Source organism: Acidovorax sp. 93 (assembly GCF_003633835.1).
Lineage (GTDB): Bacteria > Pseudomonadota > Gammaproteobacteria > Burkholderiales > Burkholderiaceae_C > Acidovorax > Acidovorax facilis.
Window position 1 is genome coordinate 4361090 of sequence record NZ_RBIT01000001.1, and the last position, 25862, is coordinate 4386951.

The 25862-nt window shown below is 63.6% G+C and carries 18 protein-coding genes; 12 read left to right on the plus strand and 6 right to left on the minus strand.

What is annotated here, in order from left to right; genetic code table 11:
* Nucleotides 1-199 precede the first annotated feature (199 nt).
* Together C8C93_RS19905 and C8C93_RS19910 are read right to left on the minus strand one after the other, a co-directional pair.
* Nucleotides 200-1882 (minus strand): methyl-accepting chemotaxis protein, encoded by a 1683-nt coding sequence (locus C8C93_RS19905; RefSeq protein WP_121508032.1) that lies wholly within the window; start codon nt 1880-1882, stop codon nt 200-202.
* Nucleotides 1883-2002: 120 nt separating this feature from the next.
* The gene (locus C8C93_RS19910) at nt 2003-4264 is read right to left on the minus strand and encodes a cation-translocating P-type ATPase (RefSeq protein ID WP_121508893.1); all 2262 of its coding nucleotides are present in this window, start codon (nt 4262-4264) and stop codon (nt 2003-2005) included.
* A 167-nt stretch (nt 4265-4431) separates the two neighbouring features.
* Between C8C93_RS19910 and C8C93_RS19915 the strand changes: the two genes are divergently transcribed.
* A complete protein-coding gene (locus C8C93_RS19915; protein WP_121508033.1) occupies nt 4432-4641 on the plus strand; it encodes a heavy-metal-associated domain-containing protein in 210 nt (69 codons plus the stop codon).
* A 36-nt stretch (nt 4642-4677) separates the two neighbouring features.
* Nucleotides 4678-5196, plus strand: coding sequence for a Cu(I)-responsive transcriptional regulator (gene cueR / locus C8C93_RS19920; protein ID WP_233559520.1), 519 nt, complete (start codon nt 4678-4680; stop codon nt 5194-5196).
* A gap of 66 nt (nt 5197-5262) precedes the next feature.
* Here cueR and C8C93_RS19925 read toward each other — a convergent pair whose 3' ends face one another.
* On the minus strand, nt 5263-6117 hold the full coding sequence (locus C8C93_RS19925) for a TetR/AcrR family transcriptional regulator (protein WP_233559521.1): 855 nt from the start codon (nt 6115-6117) through the stop codon (nt 5263-5265).
* Nucleotides 6118-6272: 155 nt separating this feature from the next.
* On the opposite strand from C8C93_RS19925, the gene C8C93_RS19930 reads away from it, so the two are divergent.
* The 9 genes from C8C93_RS19930 to C8C93_RS19970 all read left to right on the plus strand — a co-directional run bounded on the left by C8C93_RS19930 (nt 6273) and on the right by C8C93_RS19970 (nt 16740).
* Nucleotides 6273-7136, plus strand: a complete 864-nt coding sequence (locus C8C93_RS19930; protein ID WP_121508034.1) for an ABC transporter ATP-binding protein — start codon at nt 6273-6275, stop codon at nt 7134-7136.
* On the plus strand, nt 7133-8014 hold the full coding sequence (locus C8C93_RS19935; RefSeq protein WP_121508035.1) for a branched-chain amino acid ABC transporter permease: 882 nt from the start codon (nt 7133-7135) through the stop codon (nt 8012-8014). Before C8C93_RS19930 ends, C8C93_RS19935 begins: the two co-directional genes overlap by 4 nt.
* Nucleotides 8014-9051, plus strand: a complete 1038-nt coding sequence (locus C8C93_RS19940; RefSeq protein ID WP_121508036.1) for a branched-chain amino acid ABC transporter permease — start codon at nt 8014-8016, stop codon at nt 9049-9051. The genes C8C93_RS19935 and C8C93_RS19940 overlap by 1 nt, the downstream gene beginning before the upstream one ends.
* A 17-nt stretch (nt 9052-9068) precedes the next feature.
* The gene (locus tag C8C93_RS19945; RefSeq protein ID WP_121508037.1) at nt 9069-10250 is read left to right on the plus strand and encodes an ABC transporter substrate-binding protein; all 1182 of its coding nucleotides are present in this window, start codon (nt 9069-9071) and stop codon (nt 10248-10250) included.
* A gap of 13 nt (nt 10251-10263) precedes the next feature.
* Nucleotides 10264-11082 (plus strand): ABC transporter ATP-binding protein, encoded by an 819-nt coding sequence (locus C8C93_RS19950; RefSeq protein ID WP_121508038.1) that lies wholly within the window; start codon nt 10264-10266, stop codon nt 11080-11082.
* Nucleotides 11079-12881 (plus strand): long-chain fatty acid--CoA ligase, encoded by a 1803-nt coding sequence (locus tag C8C93_RS19955; protein ID WP_121508039.1) that lies wholly within the window; start codon nt 11079-11081, stop codon nt 12879-12881. Before C8C93_RS19950 ends, C8C93_RS19955 begins: the two co-directional genes overlap by 4 nt.
* Before the next feature lie 86 nt (nt 12882-12967).
* Nucleotides 12968-13765 carry an enoyl-CoA hydratase/isomerase family protein gene (locus C8C93_RS19960; RefSeq protein ID WP_121508040.1) on the plus strand — a complete coding sequence of 266 codons (798 nt, stop codon included), beginning with the start codon at nt 12968-12970 and terminating at the stop codon, nt 13763-13765.
* Between the two features lie 174 nt (nt 13766-13939).
* Nucleotides 13940-14674, plus strand: a complete 735-nt coding sequence (locus tag C8C93_RS19965; protein ID WP_121508041.1) for a gamma-glutamylcyclotransferase — start codon at nt 13940-13942, stop codon at nt 14672-14674.
* A gap of 200 nt (nt 14675-14874) precedes the next feature.
* A complete protein-coding gene (locus C8C93_RS19970) occupies nt 14875-16740 on the plus strand; it encodes a beta-galactosidase (RefSeq protein WP_121508042.1) in 1866 nt (621 codons plus the stop codon).
* Between the two features lie 22 nt (nt 16741-16762).
* Here C8C93_RS19970 and C8C93_RS19975 read toward each other — a convergent pair whose 3' ends face one another.
* The gene (locus C8C93_RS19975) at nt 16763-17800 is read right to left on the minus strand and encodes an acyltransferase (RefSeq protein ID WP_121508043.1); all 1038 of its coding nucleotides are present in this window, start codon (nt 17798-17800) and stop codon (nt 16763-16765) included.
* 69 nt (nt 17801-17869) lie between these two features.
* The gene (locus C8C93_RS19980) at nt 17870-18934 is read right to left on the minus strand and encodes a recombination-associated protein RdgC (protein ID WP_121508044.1); all 1065 of its coding nucleotides are present in this window, start codon (nt 18932-18934) and stop codon (nt 17870-17872) included.
* A gap of 416 nt (nt 18935-19350) precedes the next feature.
* Between C8C93_RS19980 and C8C93_RS19985 the strand changes: the two genes are divergently transcribed.
* Complete coding sequence (locus C8C93_RS19985) at nt 19351-19947, plus strand: Spy/CpxP family protein refolding chaperone (protein ID WP_121508045.1); 597 nt, start codon at nt 19351-19353, stop codon at nt 19945-19947.
* A 1013-nt stretch (nt 19948-20960) separates the two neighbouring features.
* On the opposite strand, the gene C8C93_RS19990 is transcribed toward C8C93_RS19985, so the two are convergent.
* Nucleotides 20961-25847, minus strand: a complete 4887-nt coding sequence (locus C8C93_RS19990; RefSeq protein WP_121508046.1) for an EAL domain-containing protein — start codon at nt 25845-25847, stop codon at nt 20961-20963.
* Between the last annotated feature and the right edge of the window lie 15 nt (nt 25848-25862).

Here is a 25862-nt window from a genome sequence, read left to right on the forward strand (position 1 = left end):
GACCCCGAAAAGATCTTGAACAGGTTCTAAGGGTGCCATGCAGCACACACCACGCCCATGACCCAGGTCAATAAACGGACTGCGGCCTGATCTGCCCCTCTCCGCGGCAGCATGGAGAGCAGCCAAATAAAAAAGCCCTGCACGCCAAGCCTGCAGGGCCTTGATGCACTGGCTGCGCATGCGCAGCACGGGCAACAGATCAGCGCGCCAGCCGAGCCTGCGTGGGGCCTGATGAAACCTGCGTCGGTGCCTCGGCATACGGCGCGGCCACGCTGCTGCTGCCACCGCCGCTGCGGTGAGCATGGCCATGCCCCATGGAGTCGGCCAGATGGAACTGCTGCACCACCTGCGACAGCCGCGCGGCCTGCTCGCGCAGTGATTCGGCGGCGGCCGCGGACTCTTCCACCAGCGCCGCGTTCTGCTGCGTCATGCGGTCGATCTCGCCCACCGAGCCATTCACCTGGCCGATGCCGGCCGACTGCTCGGACGCCGCTGCCGTGATCTCGCCAATGATGTCGCCCACGCGCTGCACACTGCTCACGATGTCCTTCATGGCCGTGCCCGCTTCTTCCACGTGGCGCACACCACCGTCCACGGCGGCCACGCTGTTCTGGATCAACCCCTTGATGTCGCTGGCTGCTGCGGCCGAGCGCTGCGCCAGGCTGCGCACTTCGCTGGCCACCACCGCAAAGCCCCGGCCCTGTTCCCCCGCGCGGGCGGCCTCAACGGCAGCGTTCAGCGCGAGGATGTTGGTCTGGAACGCAATCGAGTCGATCAGGCCGATGATGTCACCGATCTTGCGGCTGGAGGTGGAGATCTCGTGCATGCTGGCCACGGCCTGCTGCACCACGCCACCGCCGTGCGTGGCCATCTGCGAGGCCGAGGCCGCCAACTGGTTCGCCATCTGCGACGACGACGCCGTCTGCTGCACCGTGGCGGTCAGCTGCGACAGCGAAGACACGGCCTCCTGGGCGTTGCTGGCCGTCTGCTCGGTGCGCTGCGACAGGTCCTGGTTGCCCGTGGCAATCTCCTGGCTGGCTGTGGCGATGTTGCCGCTGGCATCGCGCACCTGCGCCACCAGCGCGCCCAGGCCCTGCTGCATGTCGCGCAGAGCGCGCTGCAGGTCGGCCACTTCGTCCTTGCCCTCGGCCGCAATGTGCTGCGAGAGGTCGCCCCCCGCAATCGCCTGCGCCATCCTGCGTGCGTCTTCCAACGGGCGGCAGATGGAGTTCATGTTCATCAGCGTGGTGGGCACCACCACCACCACGGTGATCAGCACGGCCAGCACAAACAGCCACTTGGTCTGGTCAGACACCTCGCCCTGCTGCTCCACCGACTTGGCCACCTCGGCGCGCAGCACGGAATCAAGCTCGGCCATCAGCTTGTCGGCCTCGGCAAACTCGGCCACGGCCTTGCCGCTCATGCGGTTGGCAATCGTGGCCGTGTCATAGCCGCTGGCCTCCAGCTGGCGCGCCACGTGCGCGAACAGCTCGCGGTAGCTGTCCAGGCGCTTGACGATGTTGCGCACCACAGGGTTGTCAGAGTCTTCCTCGCCTTCCAGGAACTTGTTCGCAATCTTCTTGGCCTTGTCCTGGCTTTCCAGCCATTTGGCGTGCGCCGCTTTCACCGCCTCGGGCTTTTCGTAGCCAATGATCATGTCCTTCTCGAACTGGCGAATGGCCCCCATCTCGCCACGCAGCTCGGCCATGTAGCCCACCTCGGCAAACGAGTGGTCCATGAAGTCCTGACTCATGTTGTGGATGCGAAACATGCCCAGCATGCCCGCGCCCCCCAGCAGCCCCAGCAGGCCCAGCACCACGCCAATGGCCCCCAGCATGCGCAAACGTATGGTGAACTGCCGCATGAGCGAGAAGAGATTCATGATCTGTCGTCCTTCATATATTGGTATGCCTGTGCGCCCGTCGCACCTCCCCCGAGGCCACGGATTCGCAACAAATCGTTGCAGTTTGCCAGACATCGATGACCGTGTTGTACGTATTTATCACATGCGCCACCGCTTGAGTAAGAGGGCATTCGCCATCACGCTCACCGAACTCAGCGCCATCGCAGCCCCCGCCACCACCGGGCTCAGAAAGCCCAGGGCCGCCAGCGGGATGCCCGCCACGTTGTATGCAAACGCCCAGAACAGGTTCTGCCGGATCTTCATCACTGTGCGGTGCGAGATATCGAGCGCCGCTGCCACCAGCATCGGGTCGCCCCGCATCAGCGTGATGCCCGCCGCGTGCATGGCCACGTCGGTCCCATTGCCCATGGCCATGCCCACATCCGCAGCCGCGAGAGCTGGGGCATCGTTAACGCCGTCGCCCACCATCGCCACTTGATGGCGCTTGCCATCAGGCCCTTGTTGCAATGCCACCACCTTCGCCGCCTTGTCACCCGGCAGCACCTCGGCCATCACCTCGCCCGCGTCGGGGTCCAGCCCCAGGCGCCGGGCCATGGCCTCGGCCGCGCCGCGGTTGTCACCCGAAATCATCACGTTGCGGATGCCACGCGCCTTCAGTGCCGCCAGCGCCTCGCGCGCACCGGGCTTGGGTTCGTCACCAAAAGCCATCAGGGCCCGAAGCGCTAACCCTTCCGTCACGCGCTGGGCCACAGCCGATACGGTGGCCCCCTCGTTCTGCAGCTGCTGTGCCCGCACCGCGAGCGCACCCAGGTCCACCCCCAGCTCCTGCATCCAGCGCAGGCTGCCCACCAGGTAGCTCTGGCCGTCCACCTCGCCCTCGGTGCCGCGCCCAGGCACGGCGCGCACATCCTGCGCGGTGGCCACGCTGATCTGCCGCTCGCCCGCAGCCGCCACCACGGCACGCGCCAGCGGGTGTTCGCTGCCGCTTTGTACCGCAGCCACCGCCGCCATCACGGCCGCATCGTCGAAGCCTGGCACCACCTCAAACGCCGTTAGCCGAGGCTGGCCCACGGTCAGCGTGCCGGTCTTGTCAAAAGCCACCACATCCACCTTGTGCGCCAGCTCCAGCGCCTGCACATCCTTGATCAAAATGCCGTGTTTGGCCGCCACGCCCGTGCCCGCCATGATGGCCGCCGGCGTGGCCAATCCCAGCGCACAGGGGCAGGCAATCACCATCACGGCCACGGCGTGGATCAGCGCGGCCTCCATGCCCACGCCCATCCACAGCCAGCCCAGCAGCGTGACCACCGCCACCACAAGCACCACGGGCACAAACACGGCCGACACCTGGTCCACCAGCCGCTGAATCGGCGCCTTGGCCGCCTGCGCGTCTTCCACCAGCCGGATGATCTGGGCCAGCACTGTCTCAGCGCCCACGGCCGTCACCGCCATCACGATGCGGCCATCGCCGTTGATGGAGCCACCTGTCAGCGCCGCGCCCACATCGCGCGCCACGGGCAAGGGCTCGCCCGTCAGCATGGATTCATCCACCTGCGTGTGGCCCTCGTGCACCGTGCCATCCACGGGGATGCGCTCGCCGGGCCGCACCACCAGCTGGTCGCCCACCAGCACCTCAGCCACCGGCACATCCACCTCGCCATCTTTGCCCAGCAGGTGCACCACATCCGGCCGCAGCGCATGCAGCGCGCGGATGGCGGCCGTGGTCTGCCGCTTGGCGCGTGCCTCCAGCCACTTGCCCAGCAACACCAGCGTGACCACCACGGCCGAGGCCTCGAAGTACAGGTGCGGCACATGCCCAGAGTGGTCCGTGGGGGCCGTGAGCCACAGCCACATCGACAGGCCCCAGCCCGCACTGGTGCCCAGCGCCACCAGCAAATCCATGTTGCCGCTGAGCGCCTTGGCCGCATGCCAGCCCGCCTTGTAAAACCGTGCCCCCAGGATGAACTGCACCGGCGTGGCCAGCACAAACTGCACCCAGGCCGGCAGCATCCAGTGCTGGCCGAACAGGTCGCCGATCATGGGCAGCACCAGAGGCGCAGACAGCAGCAGGCCAATGCCCACAGGCATGAAGCCCGCCCAGGGTGACAAGTCCTCAGGCGCGTCCTCCTGCCCCGCCGCACGCGGCTCGTAGCCCGCATTGCGCACCGCGCGGCGCAGCACCGCCTCCATGGCGGCGGCGTCGGCGCCCACCTGCGTGACAAAGGCAATGCGCGCAGACTCGGTCGCCAGGTTGACCGAGGCCTCCTGCACGCCCGGCACCTTGCGCAGCGCGCGCTCCACACGGCCCACGCAGCTTGCGCAGGTCATGCCAGAAATGCCCAGGTCCAGCGAGTGCACAGACCCGGGCGCGGTGTTGGGGGGGGTGGTGATGGTGTTCATGGCCGGGATGCTGATCCTTGACGTGATGGCAAGGTCAAGCATTGATATTGATCAACCCTCACACCATGAGTGTCTTGAGCGGCGTTTGACTCTGCCACGATGTCAAGCTTCAACATTCGCTTCGGTCGCATCCACGGCCACATTTCCAAACCCAACAAGGACACCCCATGGCAACCACCACCACCACGACTTTCCAAGTGCAGGGCATGACCTGTGGCCACTGCGAACGCGCCGTCACCCAGGCCGTGCAGCAGGTAGATCCCAACGCCCAGGTGCGCATCGACCGCGCCAGCGGCAAGGTGGACGTGGACAGCACCGCCCCCCGCGAGGCCCTGGCCGCCGCGATTGCCGAAGAAGGCTACACCGTCGCGGCCTGAGCGCCGCGCCACCACGCACCCAGCGAGGGCCACACCATGACCATGCCCCATTCCCCCGATGCCGCGCCGACCACGCGCGCCAAGGCCACAGCGCCCCGCCCCATCGCCTGGCCCGTGCCCATCGGCGTCGCTGCCAAGCGCGCAGGCATCTCGGCGCGCATGGTGCGGCACTACGAATCGCTGGGCCTCATCAACGGCGTGGCGCGCACCGACAGCGGCTACCGCCAGTACACCGAGGCCGACGTGCACGCCCTGCACTTCATCCGCCGCAGCCGCGACCTGGGCTTTTCGATGGAAGAAATCGCCGAACTGCTGGGCCTGTGGCACGACCGCAGCCGCGCCAGCAGCCAGGTCAAGCGCATCGCCCAACAACACATCGACGACCTGAGCGAACGCATCGCCCAAATGCAGGCCATGCAGCGCAGCCTGCAAACGCTGGTGTCCTGCTGCAAGGGCAACGACCGGCCGGACTGTCCGATATTGGATGACCTGGCGGCAGGGCAGGCGGAACACCAAGCCCCCAGGGCACCGCGCAAAACGCTACCCAATCAGTAGCATTTAGCGCTTATCCATCAAGCGCGAAAGGCCGATTTGGCTTGAATTCCGACCCACCGAGACGCATCAGCCCCCGCTGGGCCGAACAGCGGTATTGGCTTTGCTGCTCGCCGCCCTGCGTTTGGGGGCGGGCACGGCAGCGGCGTCCAGCGTAGTGCTGTCTGCAGGCCGCCGCAACACCCCTTCACACAGCGTCGCAATGCACTGCTGCGCGACCTGCTCGGCCGTGTACTCGCCGCCGGGCTGGTACCAGCGGCCGATCCAGCTGAGCGCACCTGCAATCACAAAGGCCGTGATCTTGGGGTCGCAGGGCTGGATCGAGCCCTCGGCCACGCCCTCAGCCACTAGGCGGCGGAACTCCTGGTCGATGGCGGACTTGAGGCGGCGCAGCTCCTTGCGGCTTTCGGGGGGCACCTGCTCGTCGCCCACGCGGATCAGACACATGCCGAAGTCCATGGTGACGATGCGCGCGTACACCTGCATGCAGGTCATGAGCTGGTCGATGGCCTTGCCGCCTGCGGCGCGGGATGCGTCGATGCCTTCGAGCATCATCGCCAGCCCCTTGCCCACGCACTGCAGCAGGATCTCGTCCTTGTTCTTCACGTAGTAGTACAGCGTGGGCTTGGTCACGTTCAGGCGCGCAGCGATGTCGTCGAGCGAGGTGGCGTGAAAGCCGCGCTCGTTGAACAGCTGCGCCGCCGCCTGCAGCACGGCGTTGCGCTTGGCTTCGCGCTGTCGCTCGCGGTGCGATACGGGGGCCCAGGGCGAAGCTGCGGCGGGCGAAGCTTCGTCGGGTGCAGCAGCCTGGGCCGGGGGCAACGGCGCTGAGGATGAGGGCTTGGGGGCCGCGCGCTGGGTGCTGCTGCCGCTCGTGCTGCTTTTGCTGCTGCGTCGGGTCGATGCCGCTTTGGCCTGGGGCATGGGGGGCGATTCCTCGGGAAAGTACGGATGCTGAACGGGGTTGCGGCTTCCAGAATCTACTTACGAGTAAACAGTTTACGCAAAAGTAGGAAATTTCTGCAGGGTTCCAGAGAAATTTCTGTCAGAAGCTGCGAACAACCCGTATTAGAAAGCCAATGGAGACAACCCCTTCCGGCCCCTTTGCTGCCACGCCCCTGCTCCAGGTGCAGGGCGTGACCCTGGCGTTTGGCGGCGTGAAGGCGCTGACCGGTGTAGGGTTCGATGTGCAGCCCGGCTCCATCACCGCCGTCATCGGCCCCAACGGCGCGGGCAAGACCTCGCTGTTCAACACCATCTCGGGCTTTTACCGGCCCAGCCAGGGCTCCATCCGCTTTCAGGGGCAGGACATCACGCGCATCCCGGCGCCGCAGCGCGCCAAGCTGGGCCTGGGACGCAGCTTTCAGAACATTGCGCTGTTTCGCGGCATGACGGTGCTCGACAACATCAAGCTGGGCCGCCACGCGCACCTCAAAACCAACGTGCTCCAAGCGCTGTTCTACCTGGGCCGCGCGCGCCGCGAAGAGGCCGAGCTGCGCCGCGACATCGAGGAGCGCATCATCGACTTCCTCGAAATCGACCACATCCGCCATGCGCCCGTGTCGGCCCTTCCCTACGGCTTGCAAAAACGCGTGGAGATGGCCCGTGCGCTCGCCATGCAGCCACAGATCCTGATGCTGGACGAGCCCGTGGCTGGCATGAACCGCGAAGAGACCGAAGACATGGCGCGCTTCATCCTCGACGTGCGCGAAGAGTGGGGCGTGACGGTGCTCATGGTGGAGCACGACATGGGCATGGTGATGGACCTGTCGGACCATGTGGTGGTGCTCAACTTCGGCCAGGTCATCGCCCAAGGCACCCCCGCTGCCGTGCAGGCGGATCCCGAGGTGATTCGTGCCTACCTGGGCGCTGGCGATGTGGGCGACCTGCGCGCCAAGCTCCGGGCCAGCAGCCACCCAACCACCCCGCAGGGAGCCGCATGATGGACTGGGCCTACCTGTTTGAAATCAGCCTCACCGGCATCGCGGGCGGCGGGCTGTACGCCCTCGCTGCGCTGGCCTTCGTGATGGTTTACAAGGCCACGCGCGTCGTGAACATCGCCATTGGCGAGCTCCTCATGGTCGGCGCCTACCTGTTCTTCACCTTTGCCGCCACGTTTGCGCTGCCGCTGTGGCTGGCCATTCCGGCCGCCGTTCTGGGCACAGGCCTGCTGGGCGCGGTGATCGAGCGCACCATGATCCGCCCGCTGCTGGGCGAGCCACCCATCTCCGTGTTCATGGTCACCGTGGGCCTGGCTTCCGTGCTCGTGGGCCTGGTCGAGATGATCTGGACGGCCGACCAGCGCCGCCTGCCCGACTTCATGCCCAGCCAGCCCATCATGGTGGGGGATGCCTTCCTCGCGCCCAAGGTGTTTTGGGGTGCGGTGATTGCCATCGTGTTCATCGCGGCGGTGCTGGTGGTGTTCCGCTTCTGGCGCGGTGGCGTGGCCCTGCGCGCCACCGCCAGCGACCAGGCTGCGGCCTATTCCGTCGGCATCAACGTGCCGCGTGTGTTCTCGCTGGCCTGGGTGGTGTCGGCCATGATCGCGGCGGTCTCCGGGATCATCGTCGGCTCGATTGGTGGCATCTCGTCCAGCATGGGCTTGTTTGGCCTGTCGGTGCTGGTGGTGGTCATCGTGGGCGGGCTCGACAGCGTGCTGGGCGCACTCATCGGCGGCGTGCTCATCGGCCTGATCGAGGCACTGGCCGGGGCCTACCTGGGTGGCGAATACAAGCTGCTGGCCACCTTCATCGTGCTGGTCGCCGTGTTGCTGGTGCGGCCCTACGGCCTGTTCGGCACCCACGAGATAGAGAGACTCTGATGCGCATCGGAACCCTCAAGGAAACCTACATCGCCGATGCGGCGCTGTTCGACTCGCACACGCAAAAAGTGTGGCTGGCCGTGGGCGCCGCGCTGCTGGTGCTGTTCCCGTTCATGGCCAGCGACTATTGGCTGTACTTGGCCTGCCTGGTCAGCATCAATGTGGCCAGCGCCACGGGCTTGAACATCCTCACGGGCTACACAGGGCTGGTCAGCCTGGGACAGGCCGCCTTCATGGGCCTGGGCGCCTATACCGTGGCCGTGTTGGAAACCAAGGTGGGCACGCCCTTTGTGCTCAACCTGCTGGCCGGTGGCTTTGTCGCGATGCTGGGTGGCATCGTGGTGGGCATCCCTTCGCTGCGCGTGAAGGGGCTGTATCTGGCGATTGCCACCATTGCCGCATCGTTCATTGCGCACTTCATCTTTGCCAACTGGAAGTTCACCGGCGGCACCGGTGGCCTGAGCGTGCCGCCCGCCAAGCTGTTTGGCATGGCGCTCGACACCTCGTTCCGCCTGTACTGGCTCATCGTGCCGGTCACCCTCCTCATGCTGCTGGGCGCGGCCAACCTGTTTCGCACGCGCGTGGGCCGTGCCTTCATCGCGATTCGCGACCGCGACATCTCGGCCGAGGTGCTGGGCATACCGCTGCTGCGCTACAAGCTGCTGTCGTTTGGCCTGTCCTCGTTCTACGCAGGCGTGGCGGGCGGGCTGTGGGCCTACTTCTTTCGCGTGGTCACGCCCGAGAGTTTTCCGCTGCTCATGTCCATCTTCTTCCTGGCGGCCATCATCGTCGGCGGCATGGGCTCCATCCTGGGCGGCATCCTGGGTGCGGTGTTCATGACCATGGTGCCCGAGCTGCTCAAGCTCGTCGTGGGCCTGCTGCCCGGGGGTGCGGAACTCACCGTGTTTCTCTCGCCCGTGCGCACCGTCATTTTTGGCCTGCTCATCATCGGTTTCCTCGTCTTCGAGCCCCATGGCCTGGCCGAAGTGTGGCGGCGTATCCGCCGTTTTTTCCATCTCTGGCCTTTCCGCAACTAAACCATTCAGGAGACAACATGGACACACCACACACTTCCCTCCAGCGCCGCCACCTGCTGCTCGGTGCCGCTGGCGCCGCCGCGCTCACCAGCCCGCTCTCGGTGCTGGCGCAGTCGAACGAAGACATCGTGATCGGCGGCTCCATCCCGCTCACGGGTGTGTTCGCGTTTGCGGGTGTGGGCATCAACGCGGGCATTGGTGACTACGTGAAGATGGTCAACGACGCGGGCGGCATCAAGGGCCGCAAGCTCAAGTACGTGCCCGAGGACACGGGCTACAAGGTCGATGTGTCGGTGGCCGCGTACAAGAAGATCACCAGCCAGAACAAGGTGAATCTGTACTACGGTGACTCCACCGGTTTCTCCAAGACCATCAACCCCGAGCTGGACCGCGCTGGCACCACACTGATGGCCGGGGCCTCGTTCGCATCCGAGCTGAACGACCCTGCCAAGTACCCGAACCAGTTCCTCGTGGGCCCCGACTACACGGAGATGTTCGGCATCCTGCTCAAGCACATCGCCAAAGAGAAGCCCGGCGCCAAGGTGGCCTTTGTGTACTCCGACTCAGAGTTCGGCCGCGACCCCATCGAGAAAAGCGAGGCTGCCGCCAAGGCCCTCGGCCTGTCGGTGCCCATCAAGATCATGACGCCCGCAGGCAGCGTGGACGTGTCCACGGAGGTCATCAAGCTGCGCCGCGCAGCGCCCGACTACACCATCTTCCACGGCTACATCCTCGCGCCCATCCCCGAATTCATCACCCAGGGAAAGCAGCAAGGCATGACCAGCAAGTGGATGGGCACCTTCTGGACCATGGACAGCTCCACCGTGATGAAGATGGGCGAGGCCGCCGATGGCTTCATGGGCGTGATGCCCTACCGCTACTACTACGACACCGAGAAGGCGCCGATGCTGGAGAAGATCCGCGCGCTGCGGCCCGAGTACCAGAGCACGGCCTACATCCAGGGCTTCCTGGCCGCCATGCTGTTCACCGAATCGGCCAAGCGCTGCCTGGATGCGGGCAAACCGCTCACCGGCCCCAACCTCAAGGCCGCGCTCAACTCCATCAAGGACTTCGACACGGGCGGGCTGATCGGCGTGCCGATCACCATCAGTGGCAACTCCATCCCCGTGGGCCGTGTGTACCGCGCGGACATGAAGGCGCAGAAGATGGTTGCCGCCTCGGACTGGATCAAGCTCTGACCTCGCCTTTGCCATGACCCAGCCAACCCCGGCCAACGTCCTCGAAGTCAACAACATCGAGGTCATCTACAACAAGGTGGTGCAGGCCCTGCGCGGCCTGTCGCTGGCCGTGCCGCGGGGGCAGATCGTGGCGCTGCTGGGCAGCAATGGGGCTGGCAAGAGCACCACGCTCAAGGCCATCTCGGGCCTGCTGGCGCTGGAGGATGGTGTGGTCGAAAGCGGCAGCATCCACTTCAATGGCCAGCCCACGGCGGCGCTGGCGCCACAGCAGCTGGTGCGCAACGGCCTGAGCCACGTGATGGAAGGCCGCCGCGTGTTTGAAGACCTCACGGTCGAAGAGAACCTGGTGGCCGCCACCTATGCACTCACGGGCCGCAAGGATGCAACGCCGGATTTCGACCTGGTCTACAGCTACTTTCCGCGCCTGCATGAGCGGCGCAAGGGCCTGGCCGGGTACCTGTCAGGCGGCGAGCAGCAGATGCTGGCGATTGGCCGCGCGCTGATTGCGCAGCCCCAGCTCATCCTGCTCGACGAGCCCTCGCTGGGGCTCTCCCCCAAGCTGGTCGAAGACATCTTCACCATCATCGCGCGCATCAATGCCGAGCGCGGTACCAGCATGCTGCTGGTGGAGCAGAACGCCACCGTGGCCCTGGCCGTGGCGCACCGGGGCTACATCATGGAGAACGGCAAGATCGTGATCGACGGCACGGCAGAACGCCTGGCCAACGACCCCGATGTGCGCGAGTTCTACCTCGGCATGGGTGGCGGTGGCGAGGCGAAAAGCTTCAAGGACATCAAGCACTACAAGCGTCGCAAACGCTGGCTGTCATGAGTACACTCCCCGACCTCACCCTGCCCCAGATGCTCCGCGAGCGCGCACGCACCGACGCGCAGCGCATCGCCATCCGGCAAAAGGACTTCGGTATCTGGAAGCCCTTCACCTGGGCGCAGTACCACCAGCGTGCCAGTCACTTCGGCCTGGGGCTGCGCGCTCTGGGCCTGCCTGCGGGCGGGCATGTGGGCGTGATCTCCGAGAACCGCATCGAATGGGTGCTGGCACAAATGGGCGCAGGCCTGGTGGGCGCGGTGACCGTGGGTGTGTACCCCACCAGCCCCACCAACGAAGTGGCCTATGTGGTCGGCCATGCCGACATCGAGATCATGGTCTGCGAAGACCAGGAGCAGACCGACAAGCTGCTGGCCGCGCTGCCCGAGCTGCCGCGCCTGAAAAAGATCGTGGTCATGGAGACCAAGGGCCTGCGCAGCTTTGCGCCCGAAGTGCGGCAGTTCATCACCACCTTTGACGAGGTGGAACGGCTGGGCGCAGCGTCGGGCCAACAAGCCATCATCGACGACGCCCTGGCGCGCCAGCGGCTGGATGACGTGGGCCTGATGATCTACACCTCGGGCTCCACCGGCAAGCCCAAGGGCGCGATGATTTCGTACCGCAACATCCGGGGCGTGGTGCCGGGCATCGTGGACCGGCTGGAGCTGTCGCGCGAGACCACGCACCTGTCGTACTTGCCGCTGTGCCATGTGGCCGAGCAGATGCTCACCAGCTTTGTGCCGGTGTACATCGGCTCGCAGGTGAACTTTGGCGAGTCCATCCGCACGGTGCAGGAAGACCTGCGCGAAGTCGCGCCCACCATGTTCCTGGGCGTGCCGCGCATCTGGGAAAAGCTGCACGCCGCCATCCACATCAAGCTGCAAGAGACTGGCGGACTGCGCCGCGCGCTGTTCCACAAGGCCTACAACGCCTGCAAGCCGTTGGCCGACAAGCCGCACAGTGCCTGGAGCGTGGGCGACAAGCTCACTTATGCCACGAGCTACTGGCTCGTCTTCCGCGCGCTGCAGAACTTCATCGGCCTGCGCAACGCCCATGTGGCGCTCACCGGCGCCGCGCCCATTCCGCCCGATGTGGTGCGCTTTTTCCGCGTGCTGGGCGTGCCGCTCATCGAGGTGTATGGCCTGACCGAATCCACCGGCATGGTCACGGGCCACCGGCTCGATCATGTAGTGGTGGGGACCGTGGGCGTGCCCACGCTGGGTGTGGAGCACCGCATTGCGGACAACGGCGAGCTGCAATTGCGAGGCGACATGGTGTTTGCGGGTTACTACAAGAACCCCGAGGCCACGGCCAGCAGCATCGTGGATGGCTGGCTGCACACGGGCGACGTGGTGCGTGAATCGCAAGGCCAGATCCAGATCGTGGACCGACTCAAGGACATCATGATCACGGCCGGTGGCAAGAACCTCACCCCGTCCGAGATCGAGAACACGATGAAGGGCAGCCCCTTCATCAAGGAATGCATCATCGTGGCCGAGGCGCGCAAGTTCGTCGGCGCACTGGTGATGATCGATTACGAGACCGTGGGCAAGTGGGCCGAGGCGCGGCGCATTCCGTTCACGCACTTTCGCTCGCTGGTGGAGCACCCCGAGGTGCGTGGCCTCATCGACGCCGAAATCAACCAGGGCAACCAGCGCCTCGCGCAGGTATCGCAGATCCGCAAGTTCCACCTGCTCACCAAGGAGCTGGACCACGACGACGGCGAGGTGACCGCAACCATGAAGGTGCGCCGCTCCAGCATCTACAAGACCTATGCGGCCGAGATCGAGGCGCTGTACCACTAGCCCGGGGCTCACCACTTGCCGCGTAGATTACTATCAAAACAGGAGCTATCTGCGCTTATATAGCAAGCGCTAGAGGCCAATTTGACATGAAAACCACCGCCGCCGACCCGACCGCCCCCCTGCTGCTGGAACGAAACGGCGCCATCGCCACGCTGCGTTTCAACCGGCCCGATGCGCTCAACGCCATCGACGTGCCCATGGCCAACGCCGTCCTCGCCGCCGTGCAGACCATTGCCGCCGACCCTGGCGTGCGCGCAGTGGTGTTGTGTGGCAACGGCCGGGGTTTCATGGCCGGTGGCGACCTGGCCACGCTGCGCGCCGACCCGGTGCAGGGTGCCATCGACATTCTCACGCCGCTCAACGCAGCACTGCTCCTGTTGGCGCAGATGAACGCGCCCGTCATTGCGCAAGTGCACGGTGTGGCCGCTGGCGCGGGCCTGAGCCTGCTGCTCATGGCCGACTACGTGATCGCCGCCGAAGGCACACGCCTGAACCTGGCCTACATCAACCTGGGCACCAGCTGCGACGTGGGCGCCTCGTGGGCGCTGCCGCGTACCGTGGGCGTGCGCAAGGCGCTGGAGATCGCGCTGCTGGGCGAAGCCTTCACCGCCGACGACGCGCTGCGCCTGGGCCTCATCAACCGCATCGTGCCTGCCGCCGAACTGGACAGTGCCGCCACCAACCTTGCCCAGCGCCTGGCCGCCGGACCTACCGTGGCCTACGGCGCGATGAAGCGCCTCATGCGCGCATCGATGGACCGCACTCTGCCCGAACAACTGGCGGCCGAAAAAGACGCCTTTGTGCACTGCGCGGGCACCGAGGACTTCCGTGCGGGGGTGGAGGCCTTTCACCAACGCCAAAGCGCGCAATTTGTGGGCCGCTGACGGGCCATCGCTACGGCGGCGCCCCCTTCTTTCATGGCCTCTGCCGTAACACGTCACCGCGCGCCGCCATCAACACCATCGCTGGAACACTGAGTTGTCAGTCGGCCCATTGATCCAACCGTTCTCGGACCACTACTGTAGAGCTTGCCCCACGATCTCCTGAAGCCCCAGCACATGACGCCCCCTGCCTTTGTGCACCTTCCCGAACTTCAAGGACGGCTCATCCCCGCCCACGCCTGCGGACTGCGGTTGACCGACGAGGTCCTGGCGGAATGGGACGCGCAGGCGCGCAGCCAGGGCCTGCCCATCGATTGGCGCCTGCCCGACGGCGACATCGAACGCTCGCGCCGCCAGGTGCTGGCGGGCGTGTCCGAACGCCGGGACGACCTGTGGGTGTTTGCGTATGGATCGCTGATGTGGAACCCCGGCCTGGAGTTTGCCGAAGTCCGCAGGGCGCACCTGCCGGGATTCGCCCGGCGCTTTGCGCTGAGCACCACCATCGGCCGGGGCACACCGGATTGCCCCGGCCTCGTGCTCACGCTGCAGCGCGACGCAGCGCAGTCTTGCGACGGGCTGGTGTTCCGCATTCCGGCCTGTGCGGTTGAAGAGGAGTCACGCCTGCTCTGGCGCCGCGAGATGATCACCGGCGCCTACAGCCCCGCCCTGCTGCCATTGCAGACGCCCCAGGGTGTTGTCAATCAGGCGCTGGTGCTGACGGCCAATACAGCCCATCCACACTACCGGGGCGACCTGTCCATGCAGGCCACCGCCGCCACCATAGCCAGCGCCTGTGGCCGCATCGGCAGCAACCGCGAATACCTCGATCAGCTGGTCACGCAATTCGGCGTGCTGGGCATCGAGGACCCCTATGTGCATGCGCTGGCGGAGCTGGTGCAGACGGCCTGCTGAACGGGCTTCCGAGCAGGCGGTGGCGCACTACCACCCCGCGCCGGTGTAGCGCAGCACAAGATCAAGGTACCAATGTTGTTCATGGAACAATGGAATGGAAATCCCTCTTGTTGCCAGCGCTTCGACCGCCCAGCGAGGGGCGCATTTTGTGAATCCAGGCCGCCCAACGCCTCCTACGGAATCTTTCTTCCAGCGCTTTCATGAAAAAAATTCTCCGCATTGCCGCCGTTCTTGTTTCGCTGGTTGCGCTGGCCAGCCAAGCAGCCCCACCTCCACCCGCTCCCGTCTCCAGCATCATCGTCATGCCCTGGGATCTGAATCAGAACCAGAACCTGCCCCGCGAACTCAAGGCCCAGGGCTTCAGCCACGCCACCGTCTATCTCAACTGGTCCGATATCGAAAGTCGCAAGGGCCAGTACGAATTTGCCCAGTACCACCGCCATCTGGATGCCATCGTCAACGGCGGCCTGTCGCTGCTGCTGGTCATTGACATGGGTGGACGCCCCTACAAGGACGAGACGGGCCAGCTCGTGCCCAACATGTCCACCGTGCCGCAATGGATCACCACGGTACGCCCAGACATGGCCATGCGCAATTTCTCGGGAGACCCCAGCTGGCAGCCCGACTTCACCGATGCGTCGATCAGGAAGTATGCAGACCCATTCATTGCACAGACGGTCGATCACTTCTCCAAGCGCTACCCCGGCAAGGTCCTGGGCTACGCCATTGGCCTGCAGGAAGAGCACGAAATCAAGTACGGGCAGATGGGCTACCAGTGGCGGGACTACAAGGAGTCCACCCAGGATGCGTTTGCCAAAAAGTACAACGCCAAACAGCCCATCATCAACTACAACAACCACATCGCAGCAGGTGTTCCTAAAGCAGAGCCCCTGCTGCACGCCCACAAGGAATTCCGGGAAACCCGGCTCCAGGAAGCCACCTGTGCCTACGCCAATGTGATCCGGAGCAAGGGGGCAGAGGCGATTGGCTACTTTGCAGAAACCTTTACCTCCCACGACGCCATCTACGCCACGGGTGTCGTCGAAAAGCTGGCCCCGTGCATTGACATCGCAGTCATCGACTTCAATTTCTACGATGGCTATGGGCTGGTGGGAGACTCCGATGTGTTGCCCACGCTGGCCAACTACATGGGTTCACTGGGCTACAAGAAAGTCATGGTGGGCGCATATGGTGAGCGGTGGGAAGCAGCCAAGAAGACACCAGAGCTGATCCCCGTCATCCAGCAGGCGGTGGCCCAGTCGCTGGCCCAGCCCCATGTGATGGGCTACGAGATCGGAGGCTTCCACCACCAGGCAGGTGGGGGGCCGCTGGCTGGCCTGCAGCTGAACAAGCTTCACGCCCGCATTGCCAAGCCGGGCCCCGCCGTCACAGCGGGCACGGAACGCAGGGTCAGAATTGGCATCCTGGGCTCCACCACCAACTTCCACGTGTGGCACGGTGAGAAAAGCGCGGGCAGAAACACCCACCGCGATGCGCTGTTCGCGTCTTACAAGATCCTGAGCAGCGAGCCCGGCATGCAGGTCCACGTCATCGGCGAAAAGAACCTTCTCGCAGACGAACCCATCATCCAACAGTTGGATGCCATCCTGGTGCCCCACCAGGCCGCCATGCCCCAGAACATTAAGACCAAGCTAGCCACCTACTGGAAAAAAGGCGGGGTACTGATTCAGGACATGCGCCTGGGTGAATTTGACGAAAACGGCAAACCCACATTTGACTGGATGCATGAGGTGTTTGGTATTGCCAATATTGAGTGGAAGAAGAACGGTGGTGTCTTCCTCATTGACGGCAAGGTCTACCGACTCAAGCCTACAAGACGCATGTACACAAGCTATGCATCCATGGCGCCCCGTCCGGGCTACAAGGTGCTGGCCAGGGAACCCCTGAAGCGAGAGGACCGCGGCATCATGGTGCGTGGGGAACGCACCCTGGCCTTCGGTTTTATGCCTCAGCTGGTGGAAGATGAAACCCGAGATGCTTGGCGGAAGTTGTTTGTGCGAGAAATAAGCAGCGTGGCAAGTTCAAATACTTCTGCATCCAAATAAATATAGATTCAGTGCAACTTGTCTATTGAGAAGCTGGTTTGATGTTTCCACCTTTCTGGACAAACTTTCCAGCATGACGCTTTGCCATCCTGATAAAAGGCTGCTCAATAAATCGATGGCTAATGTAGGCAAGTGCAACGGTAATAACGATAGACAAGATGACTAACATTCCCTTGTTCTCGATCACTCGTGCCACAGAGACTATCACCGGGTAGTGAATCAAATAAAACGAATAAGAAATATCAGACAATACATTGACAAATTTTGGATTTTTGTAATCGGCATCTTTTAATATAAGAAAAAGCGATGCAACACCAAATCCAGTGATAAATATCGGATCTGGAAAGTGTGGTTTCCATGACGTTGATAGAATCACAGCAACCAAGAAAATCGCAAACAATCCTGCCTTATCAAATTTTGGATTTTTAACAGCAATATATGCTCCAAAAAAGAAAAATGGTAGTTGACTGATAAAATTGTTGTTAATAAAGAAATATCTGCCATTTGAATCCAAAGATTTGTAGATCGCAGGATTGGACCATCCCCATATAGTCCACACGTATGCAATAGCCATGAAAACAAACGTTATTTTCAATGGATGTCTTGAAAATTTTGTAGCGCAGAGGAATGCGACTACATACCAGACCAATTCTATGGTCAGCGTCCAACTCACAAACAGAGCATTATATTTGAAGTAATAACCAGGAAATAGATGCTGCAAGAATGTCAGGTGCGCCAACAGAGCCCTTACATCGAGGCTATCCAGCGTCAATTGATTAAAAGCCAATGAAAAAAATAAAAACCAAAATATGTACGCTGGATATATTCTAAAAAATCGATGAATAAAATAATCTCTTGCCGAATATCGAATGGCGCTCAAAATAATCAAATATCCACTGATCACAAAGAATATTTGTACACCGAGCCAGCCACCAATTTGGTAAAAAAAGGGCAGGCCAATATTGGCTCCTGAATGAAGATGGTGCACAAACACCAAGGCAACCGCCAAAGCTCTTAACGTCTCAATAGAAGCATTCTTTTGATTTTGAGAATTTTCCATTTTTTATTTCTTTTTAGGATTTTTTATAGTTCCCAAATTTATCCCTGCGAACCGATCAGTTCCCGCTTTTTAAAACGGTGCCGACTCCGGATCCGTATCCACTGGGACTTGCGCAGGCCCCGTCACCACGCCACCAGCGCCACTCTTTCGCGCAGGCGCTGAATTCGTGGGGGCGCGTGATTCCACTGAAGGCGCCGGCATGCTGTTGCCCTCTGAGGCCACCGCAGCTGCCGCACTGGCCACGCCACTCTCAGCCTCTCCCCCCAGCGCCTCGATCAGGTCCGGGATCAGCTTGACCAACTCGCCGGTGGCAATCGCCACATCGGTATCAAAACCACCGTCATCGGCCTTGGTGCCCTCGAACACGGTGTCCAGGAACGACACTTTTTTGATCTGCAGCCCCTCGGTCAGCATGAAGGACACGCGGTCGTCCCAGGTCAGTGCCAGCTTGGTGGGCAGTTTGCCGGCGTCGATGTGGGCCTGCACCTCCTCGATATCCAGCGGGTGGCGGGCGTAGCGCACCACGGCTTTTTCCTCGTTGGCGCTTTTGAGTTCGCACTCGCGGTCCACCGTGAAGCCCACGGGCGGCTCCTGTTCCTTGAGCCAGTGGGCCATGGCGGCCTGCGGGCTGGTCTGGGTATTCAGCAGCGACACCGACAGGCCGGGCAGCGCCTCGACCAGCAGGGTGACCACTTCGTCCGCGCGGCCCTGGCTGGAGGTGTCCAGCACCAGCAGGCGCGAGGCAGTGTCGATCCACACCCACATCGAGCCCTGCTTGGTGAAGGCCATGGGCAGCAGGTCGAGCTTGGCCTCGTCTTTCAGCTCCTTGCTTTCCTTCTTGCCGGGCTTGCGGCCGGTTTCCTGCTCGATGCGCTCGGCCTTTTCTTTCACGCGGCGGGCCAGCACGCTGCCGGGCAGCACTTTGGATTCGACCATGAAGCGCAGGATCCACTGGCCCCCGACCGACTCGGCCAGCGGGCCGTGTGCATCACCGCGCGGGGGCACCCAGCCCAGGGACTTTTCCTGGGTGGCACCACATTCCATGAAGGGCGCCTTGGCCAGGGCTTCTTCTACTTGCGTCAATTCAACCTGCCATTGCGGGGCAATGCGGTACACGATCATGTTCTTGAACACAGATAACCTTTTGTTCGGGAGCGTTGGTGGTGAAGCGCTTTCAGCGAGAGCACTTTCTCTATCGGTGAAGCTATTGCCAACGGATGATCGAGCGATCGAACCCGTGAGCAAAACAGCCCGCCCGACACGGAACGTGCCATTGTCGGTGGTCGTCGGCACGCAGCCTTCGGCCGGAGTGCACAAGCAACGATGGTCGCCTTAATTAGCTATAAATATAATAGCTACTAGCACTTTATGGATAAGCGCTAGCGGCCATTTTTTATCAAAACCATGATCGCGCAGGCCTGCAGCTTCTTGGCACAACTTTACACAGCGTCATCCAACGCGCACGGCCGCGATACATGCGGGGCGGACACTGACTCTCAATCGCCGGAACGGTCGTTCCAGCGAGCCACCCCCGTAAAAGGACTCACACCATGGCTTTCCGCTTCCAACACCGCCTTGCCGCCACCGCTGTTCTGGCCGCGCTGGCCCTGCCTGTTCTGGCCCAGCCAGCCCCAGCCACCCCACCCGCTGCTGGCGCCCCCACAACCGAAGCCGCCCCGCGCTACAAGGCCGGAGAACGGCACGAACGCCACCATGGCGACCGTGCAGAAAAACGTGCCGAACACCATGCCAAACGCCTGGCCGCCCTCAAGGGCCAGCTCAAGCTGACCGCCGCGCAAGAACCCGCGTGGACAACGTTCACTGCGGCCATGCAACCGGGCGAACGCCCTGCCCGTCTGGACCGCCAGAACATGGACAAACTGACCACCCCCGAGCGCATCGACCGCATGCGGGCCATGCGCGCCCAGCACGCCGCCGAGGCCGACCGCCGTGGCGAGGCCACCAAGGCCTTCTACGCGGCACTGACGCCCGAGCAGCAAAAAACCTTTGACGCCCAGGCCCACCACGGCCACCGTATGGGAGGCATGGCAGGCTTGAAGGGCGACGGCGAAGGCCGACACGGGCACCACGGCATGCGGGGTGGCGAAGGCCGCCATCAGCAACCACAGGCAGCACCCGCGAAGTAAATCCCCCTCCTGGGACCGCCCTGACGCAGGGGGCGGCTCCAAGGTGGGCGGCGGTTCCCTCTCTTCTTGCCTGACAAAGCCCGGAGTCCTCCACGGACCCCGGGCTTTGTGCTTTGTGGGATGGAAAAGGTTGCCGACGGGCACCCGTTGTGGATAACACTGGGAACAGTTCTGGCACAACTGGACAGTTATCCACACAAAGCGGCGATGGCCCCAAGTTGTTGTCTGCGAGCCCCGCCCTTTGTGCAGACCGCCACACAGACTTTGCAGCTGCGCAACCCCGCGCCAACATTGAACAAATTGGCCTTGTCCACAGAAAGTGGCTTGCTCTACTACTACTGCTATTTATATATAGAACTATAGAAGAATAACCAGAACCCCTCGAAACACCATTCCGCAGCGCACACGCGTTCTGGTGGGCTACCCCAAAAGCAGGGGGCATGAACAAGACCTGGGTGCGGACCTCCGTTTTTGGGCACCGCTTTGCTGAGGTGGAGGTGGAGCGGCACTCGCAGCGCGGCGCCTGCGAATGTGTGTTTACTATAAATAAGATAGCTAATAGCGCTTATGCAGTAATCGCCAGAGCCAGTTTTTGCACAAGTTCATGACGAACCAGGGCCGGTGCGTAAGACTGGGGATAGTTCTGGCACAACCACGTGGTTATCCACAGAAAAAGACAGGCGCTGTGTTTTGTCCCCGTTCCCGTGACAACGGCAAGAGGGATCGGTGCACAGGGTTGGCGCACCTGCAAGTGCGCGCTGCGGTTGGGAAAAAAGCGGTTGTCCACATTCCGTGCAGCCTTCTACTACTACGACTATGTATTTATAGACAACATAAGAAGAAGACAGAGGGACAACTTGGGGCACACCCGAGGGCATGGGTTGTCATCTGGACGGGGCGATGTTTGGGGGCGCACGGGACACAACCCCAGGGAGAAAACCGCAGCCGACCACCGTGCGCATGGGCCGGTTGTGGCAAGGCGATCGGGGAAAACGCGGGGCCGTGCAGGCCGTCTAGGAAGCCGCAGGGCGCAGGAAGGCCCCCAGGAGGTCCGCAGACAGGGGGCGGCTGAAGAGGTAGCCCTGGTAGAGCTGGCAGCCCGCGCGGGCCAGCAGCTCGCGTTGCTCGGGGGTTTCCACGCCTTCGGCGATGACTTCCAGGCCCAGGCTGCGCGACAGGCCGATGATGGTGTCCACAATGGCGGCGTCGTTGGGGTCGGTCAGCAGGTCGCGCACAAAGCTCTGGTCGATCTTGAGCTGATCGAGCGGCATGCGCTTCAAGTAGCTCAGCGACGAGTACCCGGTGCCGAAGTCGTCCAGCGAGAAGCCCACGCCGTGCGAACGCAGCGCGGCCATGGTGGCGATGGTGGTCTCCATGTCTTCCACCAGCAGGCTTTCGGTCAGCTCCAGCTTGAGCAGGTGGGCCGGTGCCCCGGTGATGGCCAGCACCCGGGCCACGTCGTCCACAAAACTGGCGTGGCGGAACTGCCGCGAACTCACGTTCACCGCCATGGTCAGGTGGGCCAGCTGCGGGTCGGCCTGCCAGGTGGCCAGGAGCTTGCACGCCGTGTGCAGCACCCAGCGGCCCAGTGGCAGGATGAGCCCGGTTTCCTCGGCCAGCGGTATGAATACGGCAGGGGGTACCATGCCGCGCTGCGGGTGGGCCCAGCGCACCAGGGCCTCTACGCCCACACAGCGGCCCGACTGGTGCATCTGCGGCTGGAAGTGCAGCAAAAATTCCTCCTGCGCCAGTGCGGCACGCAGGTCGGTTTCCAGACCGGCGCGGGCCGTCACCACGGCCTGCATGTCGGGGTCGAAAAAGCGCAGGGTGTTGCGCCCTGCCGTCTTGGCCTGGTACATGGCCAGGTCGGCCTGCTTGAGCAGCTCGCCCACGCTGGTCAACTCGCCGGTGAAGGGCGCGATGCCGATGCTCGGTGTGCTGCGGTACTGGTAGCCTGCCAGCGCATAGGGCACGGCCAGCATGGCCAGGATCTTCTCGCCCACCCCCCGCGCGTGCAGGGCCAGTTCGTGGGATTTGGGGCTCAGCTCTTCCAGCATCACCACAAACTCGTCGCCGCCCAGCCGGGCCACCGTGTCCACGCTGCGCACGCAGGTGTTCAGGCGCTGCGCCACCTGCTGCAGCAGCAGGTCACCCTGGTCATGGCCCAGGGTGTCGTTCAGGGTCTTGAAGTTGTCGAGGTCGATGAACAGCAGCGCCCCGCCCTGCTGGCGCCGCTGGGCATTGGCCAGCGCATGGGCCATGCGGTCCATGAGCAGCATGCGGTTGGGCAGGCCGGTGAGCGCGTCGTAGAACGCCAGACGCTGGATTTCGCGCTCGCTGGCCTTGCGTTGCCGGATGTCGGTGTTGATGGCGAGGATGGATTGCGGCTGGCCGTCGTCGCCGCGCACCAGCGTCCAGCGGCCCTCGACCTCGATGGTGCTGCCATCGCGGTGGCGCTGCACGATCTCGCCAGTCCACTCGCCTTGCTCCAGCACCGACTGGGTGGCATGGCGAAAGTGGGCGGGGTCGTCGTAAAGCAGGGTCTCGATGGACTGGCCCAGCGCCTGCAGCTGCGACCAGCCGTACAGGCGCTCGGCGCTTTTGTTCCAGAAGATGATGCGGTGTTCCAGGTCGCGCACCAGGATGGCATCCTGCGCCTTGTCCAGCAGCGAGGCCTGGTGGCGGATGCGGGCGTCGGCCAGTTGTCGGTCGATCTCGGACGAAGCGCGCGCGGCAAAGATCTGCAGCGTGGAGGCGATGAAATCCGTCTCCGCAATGGCCTGGCGGAACAGCACGAACACAATGCCCACCACCTCGCCGTTGGCATTGCACAGCTGTTGTCCTGCGTACGCCTGCGCGCCCACGTAACGGAGCACGGGCGCATCCGGATAGCGCTGCTGTACCTTGTCGGTCACCACGTACTCGCGCTGCGTCAGCAGCATGAGGCTGGGCGTGCCCTCCAGGCTGTATTCGTCGTTGGGCAGCATCTGGCCGTCCAGCACCGCCGCCAGCGTGACCACCCGGGGTGGTTGCCCTTGCGCTTGGGGCAGCAACCGCACCACGCAGCCGCCCTGGGCCCCCAGGGCATCGGCCATGTTGCGCACCAGCTGCACAAAAAACTCGGTGCCCGTGCTGGCCGACACGGCCGCCGCCACCTTGAGCACCGAGGCCTGCAGCCGCTGCTGCGCCTTGTGCGCGCGCAGGCTGGTGATGCCAAAGGCCAGGTCGTTGGAGAGTTCCTGCAGCAGGGCGGCCTCTTCAGGGCTGATCTGCAGAATGTCCGGCGCGTAGAGGTACAGCAGGCCAAAGGTACGGTCGCGATTGCGATCACGGTCCTGCAAAGGCAGGCAGATCACACCGTGGAAGCCGTGGTCCAGCATGCGCTCGGTCCAGTCGGCAAAGTCGCCTTCGGTGCGGATGTCCTGCACGATCACGGGCTTGCCCGAACGCACCGCCATGCCCGCCGGCCCCCGGCCGTAGGGGTCATCGGCCGACCAGGAAAGCTGCAGGTTTTCGAGGTAGTTCTGGTTGTAGCCCGCGTGGGCTACAGGCTGGATGGACTTGCGTTCGTCGTCCAGCGCAAACCCCACCCAGCCCATGCGGTAGCCGCCAATGTCCACGGCAATCTGGCAGATGGCCTGCAGCAGCGCGGTTTCGGAGGTGGCGCGCACCAGGGTTTCGTTGCAGGCGCTCAGAAGGCGCTGCGCACGGCCCATGCGGGCCAGTTCGCGCTCGGTGCGCAGGCGTTCGGTCACGTCGGTGGCCAGCACCTGGCGTGCCGGGCGGCCATTGAAGCTGATGCTGCCAGCCGTGATCTCCACATCCATGAAGCTGCCGTCCTTCTTGACGTGGCGGCTGATCACTGGCTTGTTGCGCTGGTCGATCGCAATCGCATGCAGGGCCTCCCGGATGGTTGCGTGCCGCTCGGCGGGCCACAGTTCGGTCATGTCCATGGCCAGCAGCTCGGCCTCGGTGTAGCCGTAGTGGGTTTCCATCGACTGGTTCACAGCCTGCAGGCGCAGCGTTTCCTTGTCGTACACCCACATGGGATGGGGATGCTCGTTGAACAGCATGCGGTACTGCTGCTCCGACGCCTTGAGCTGCCCGGCCACATGCCGCAGCTGCACCATGGCCCCCAGGGATTCGGTAAGGATCTCCAGGTGCGCCACGTCGCGCCGCGAGAACGCGTTGGGCTTGTCAGACGTCACCTTGAGCGAGCCCACCACCCCCTGCGCCGTGCGCAGCGGCACCGCCATCACGGAGCGCACGCCATGGCGATGGGGCAGCGAAGCCATGTCCCAGCCCTCGGCCTCCGTGTCGTTGCACACCACGGTGCGCCCTTCACGCAGTGCGGGCCAGAGCAGGCTCTGGTCCACGGCCAGCAGGTGCCCCACGGGCCGCACATGGTCGCCTGCCGAGGCCTGCGCCACCAGCTGGTGGCCCTGCAACAGCTCCACCAGCGCGCCCCGGGCCAGCGTCTGGCGCAGCACCGTGTCGGCCACCAGTTGCAGCACGTCGGGCAGGGGCATGTCCAGCGACGAGATGCGCTGCTGCACATGCAGCAGCTCGGCATGGTTCTGCGCATCACGCTGCGCGTCGAGCTCGGTCAGCTTCTGTACGCTGATGTCGGTCATGCCGCCCACCATGCGCACGGCCTTGCCGGAGGAGTCGCGGATCAGGAAGCCCCGGTCCAGCACCCAGGCATACGTGCCGTCCTTCCGAAGAAAGCGGTACTCGGCCGACCAGTGGTTGTCGGTGCCATCAATGGCTGCATGGATGCTGTGGAGGATTTCCTGGCTGTCGTCGGGGTGCAGCCGCAGGGTCCAGGAGGTGCTGTCGGGGGGCAGCTCGTCCAGCGGCACGCCGAACAGGTTCTGCATGCCCTCGTTCCACCACATGGCATCGGTGTGCAGGTTCCAGTCCCACACAGCATCGGCCGTGGCACGCGAGACCAGGTGAAAGCGTTCTTCGCTTTCGCGGCGTGCCTGCCGCGCCTGGTGCTGGACCGATATGTCCTGGAAGGCGCCCTGGATGCGGATGATCTGGCCATGGGCATCACGCGCCGCCTGTCCTGCTGTGCGCACCCAGAATCGCCCGCCACCAGGCATGGCCACCTCAGCCTCGACGTCGAAGGGGGTGCCATGGTGCATGCATTCATCAAAGGCCTTTTGCATGAGCACCCGGTAGGGCGGGGTGTACAGCTGCAGCACCTGGGCCAGGCTGCCTACGCGGTGGGTGAGCCCGTAGGCGGCAGCGATCTCCTGTGACCAGGTCAGTTGGAGGCTGGGGAGCTCTACCGTCCATCCCCCGATGCGCGCAATCTGTCCTGCCACACGCAGCGCATCGCTCTGGGCCAGCATCTCCGCATGCATCTGGTCGCGCTCTTGCACCAGCTGGGCCAGCAGGCGCTTCTGGCGGCGCAGCTCCAGCTGCACCATGGCCTGGCCTGCCAGGATCTTCAGACCGTCGAGCTGCTCGTCCCCCAGCGTGCGGGGCACGGTGTCCAGCACCGCCAGCGTTCCCAGTGCAAAGCCCTCCGGCGTAACAAGGGGCACGCAGGCATAAAAACGAACACGGGGTTCGCCCACCACCAGCGGATTGCCCGCAAATGCGGGGTGCTGGCGGGCGTCCGGCACCACCACGGCATCGCGGTTGCCATCCAGCGCATGGACGCAAAAGGCAATGGCACGGTCGGTCTGCGCGAAAGGCACGCCCACAGCTGCCTTGAACCACTGGCGCTCGCTGTCTACAAAGTTGACCACGGCCATGGGGCAGCCGCAGACGCGCGCGGCCAGCGTGGCCAACTGGTCAAACGCGTCTTCCGGGGGGGTATCCAGGATGGCGTAGGACTGCAGTGCGTGGAGCCGCGCGGCCTCTTGGGGTGCGTGCGCAGGCGGCATGGTGGTTACGCTGGG

Coding starts and splice junctions, on each gene's coding strand:
- C8C93_RS19905 (WP_121508032.1), bottom strand. CDS start 1,882: ATGAATCTCTTCTCGCTCATGCGGCAGTTCACCATACGTTTGCGCATG.
- C8C93_RS19910 (WP_121508893.1), bottom strand. CDS start 4,264: ATGAACACCATCACCACCCCCCCCAACACCGCGCCCGGGTCTGTGCAC.
- C8C93_RS19915 (WP_121508033.1), top strand. CDS start 4,432: ATGGCAACCACCACCACCACGACTTTCCAAGTGCAGGGCATGACCTGT.
- cueR (WP_233559520.1), top strand. CDS start 4,678: ATGACCATGCCCCATTCCCCCGATGCCGCGCCGACCACGCGCGCCAAG.
- C8C93_RS19925 (WP_233559521.1), bottom strand. CDS start 6,117: ATGCCCCAGGCCAAAGCGGCATCGACCCGACGCAGCAGCAAAAGCAGC.
- C8C93_RS19930 (WP_121508034.1), top strand. CDS start 6,273: ATGGAGACAACCCCTTCCGGCCCCTTTGCTGCCACGCCCCTGCTCCAG.
- C8C93_RS19935 (WP_121508035.1), top strand. CDS start 7,133: ATGATGGACTGGGCCTACCTGTTTGAAATCAGCCTCACCGGCATCGCG.
- C8C93_RS19940 (WP_121508036.1), top strand. CDS start 8,014: ATGCGCATCGGAACCCTCAAGGAAACCTACATCGCCGATGCGGCGCTG.
- C8C93_RS19945 (WP_121508037.1), top strand. CDS start 9,069: ATGGACACACCACACACTTCCCTCCAGCGCCGCCACCTGCTGCTCGGT.
- C8C93_RS19950 (WP_121508038.1), top strand. CDS start 10,264: ATGACCCAGCCAACCCCGGCCAACGTCCTCGAAGTCAACAACATCGAG.
- C8C93_RS19955 (WP_121508039.1), top strand. CDS start 11,079: ATGAGTACACTCCCCGACCTCACCCTGCCCCAGATGCTCCGCGAGCGC.
- C8C93_RS19960 (WP_121508040.1), top strand. CDS start 12,968: ATGAAAACCACCGCCGCCGACCCGACCGCCCCCCTGCTGCTGGAACGA.
- C8C93_RS19965 (WP_121508041.1), top strand. CDS start 13,940: ATGACGCCCCCTGCCTTTGTGCACCTTCCCGAACTTCAAGGACGGCTC.
- C8C93_RS19970 (WP_121508042.1), top strand. CDS start 14,875: ATGAAAAAAATTCTCCGCATTGCCGCCGTTCTTGTTTCGCTGGTTGCG.
- C8C93_RS19975 (WP_121508043.1), bottom strand. CDS start 17,800: ATGGAAAATTCTCAAAATCAAAAGAATGCTTCTATTGAGACGTTAAGA.
- C8C93_RS19985 (WP_121508045.1), top strand. CDS start 19,351: ATGGCTTTCCGCTTCCAACACCGCCTTGCCGCCACCGCTGTTCTGGCC.
- C8C93_RS19990 (WP_121508046.1), bottom strand. CDS start 25,847: ATGCCGCCTGCGCACGCACCCCAAGAGGCCGCGCGGCTCCACGCACTG.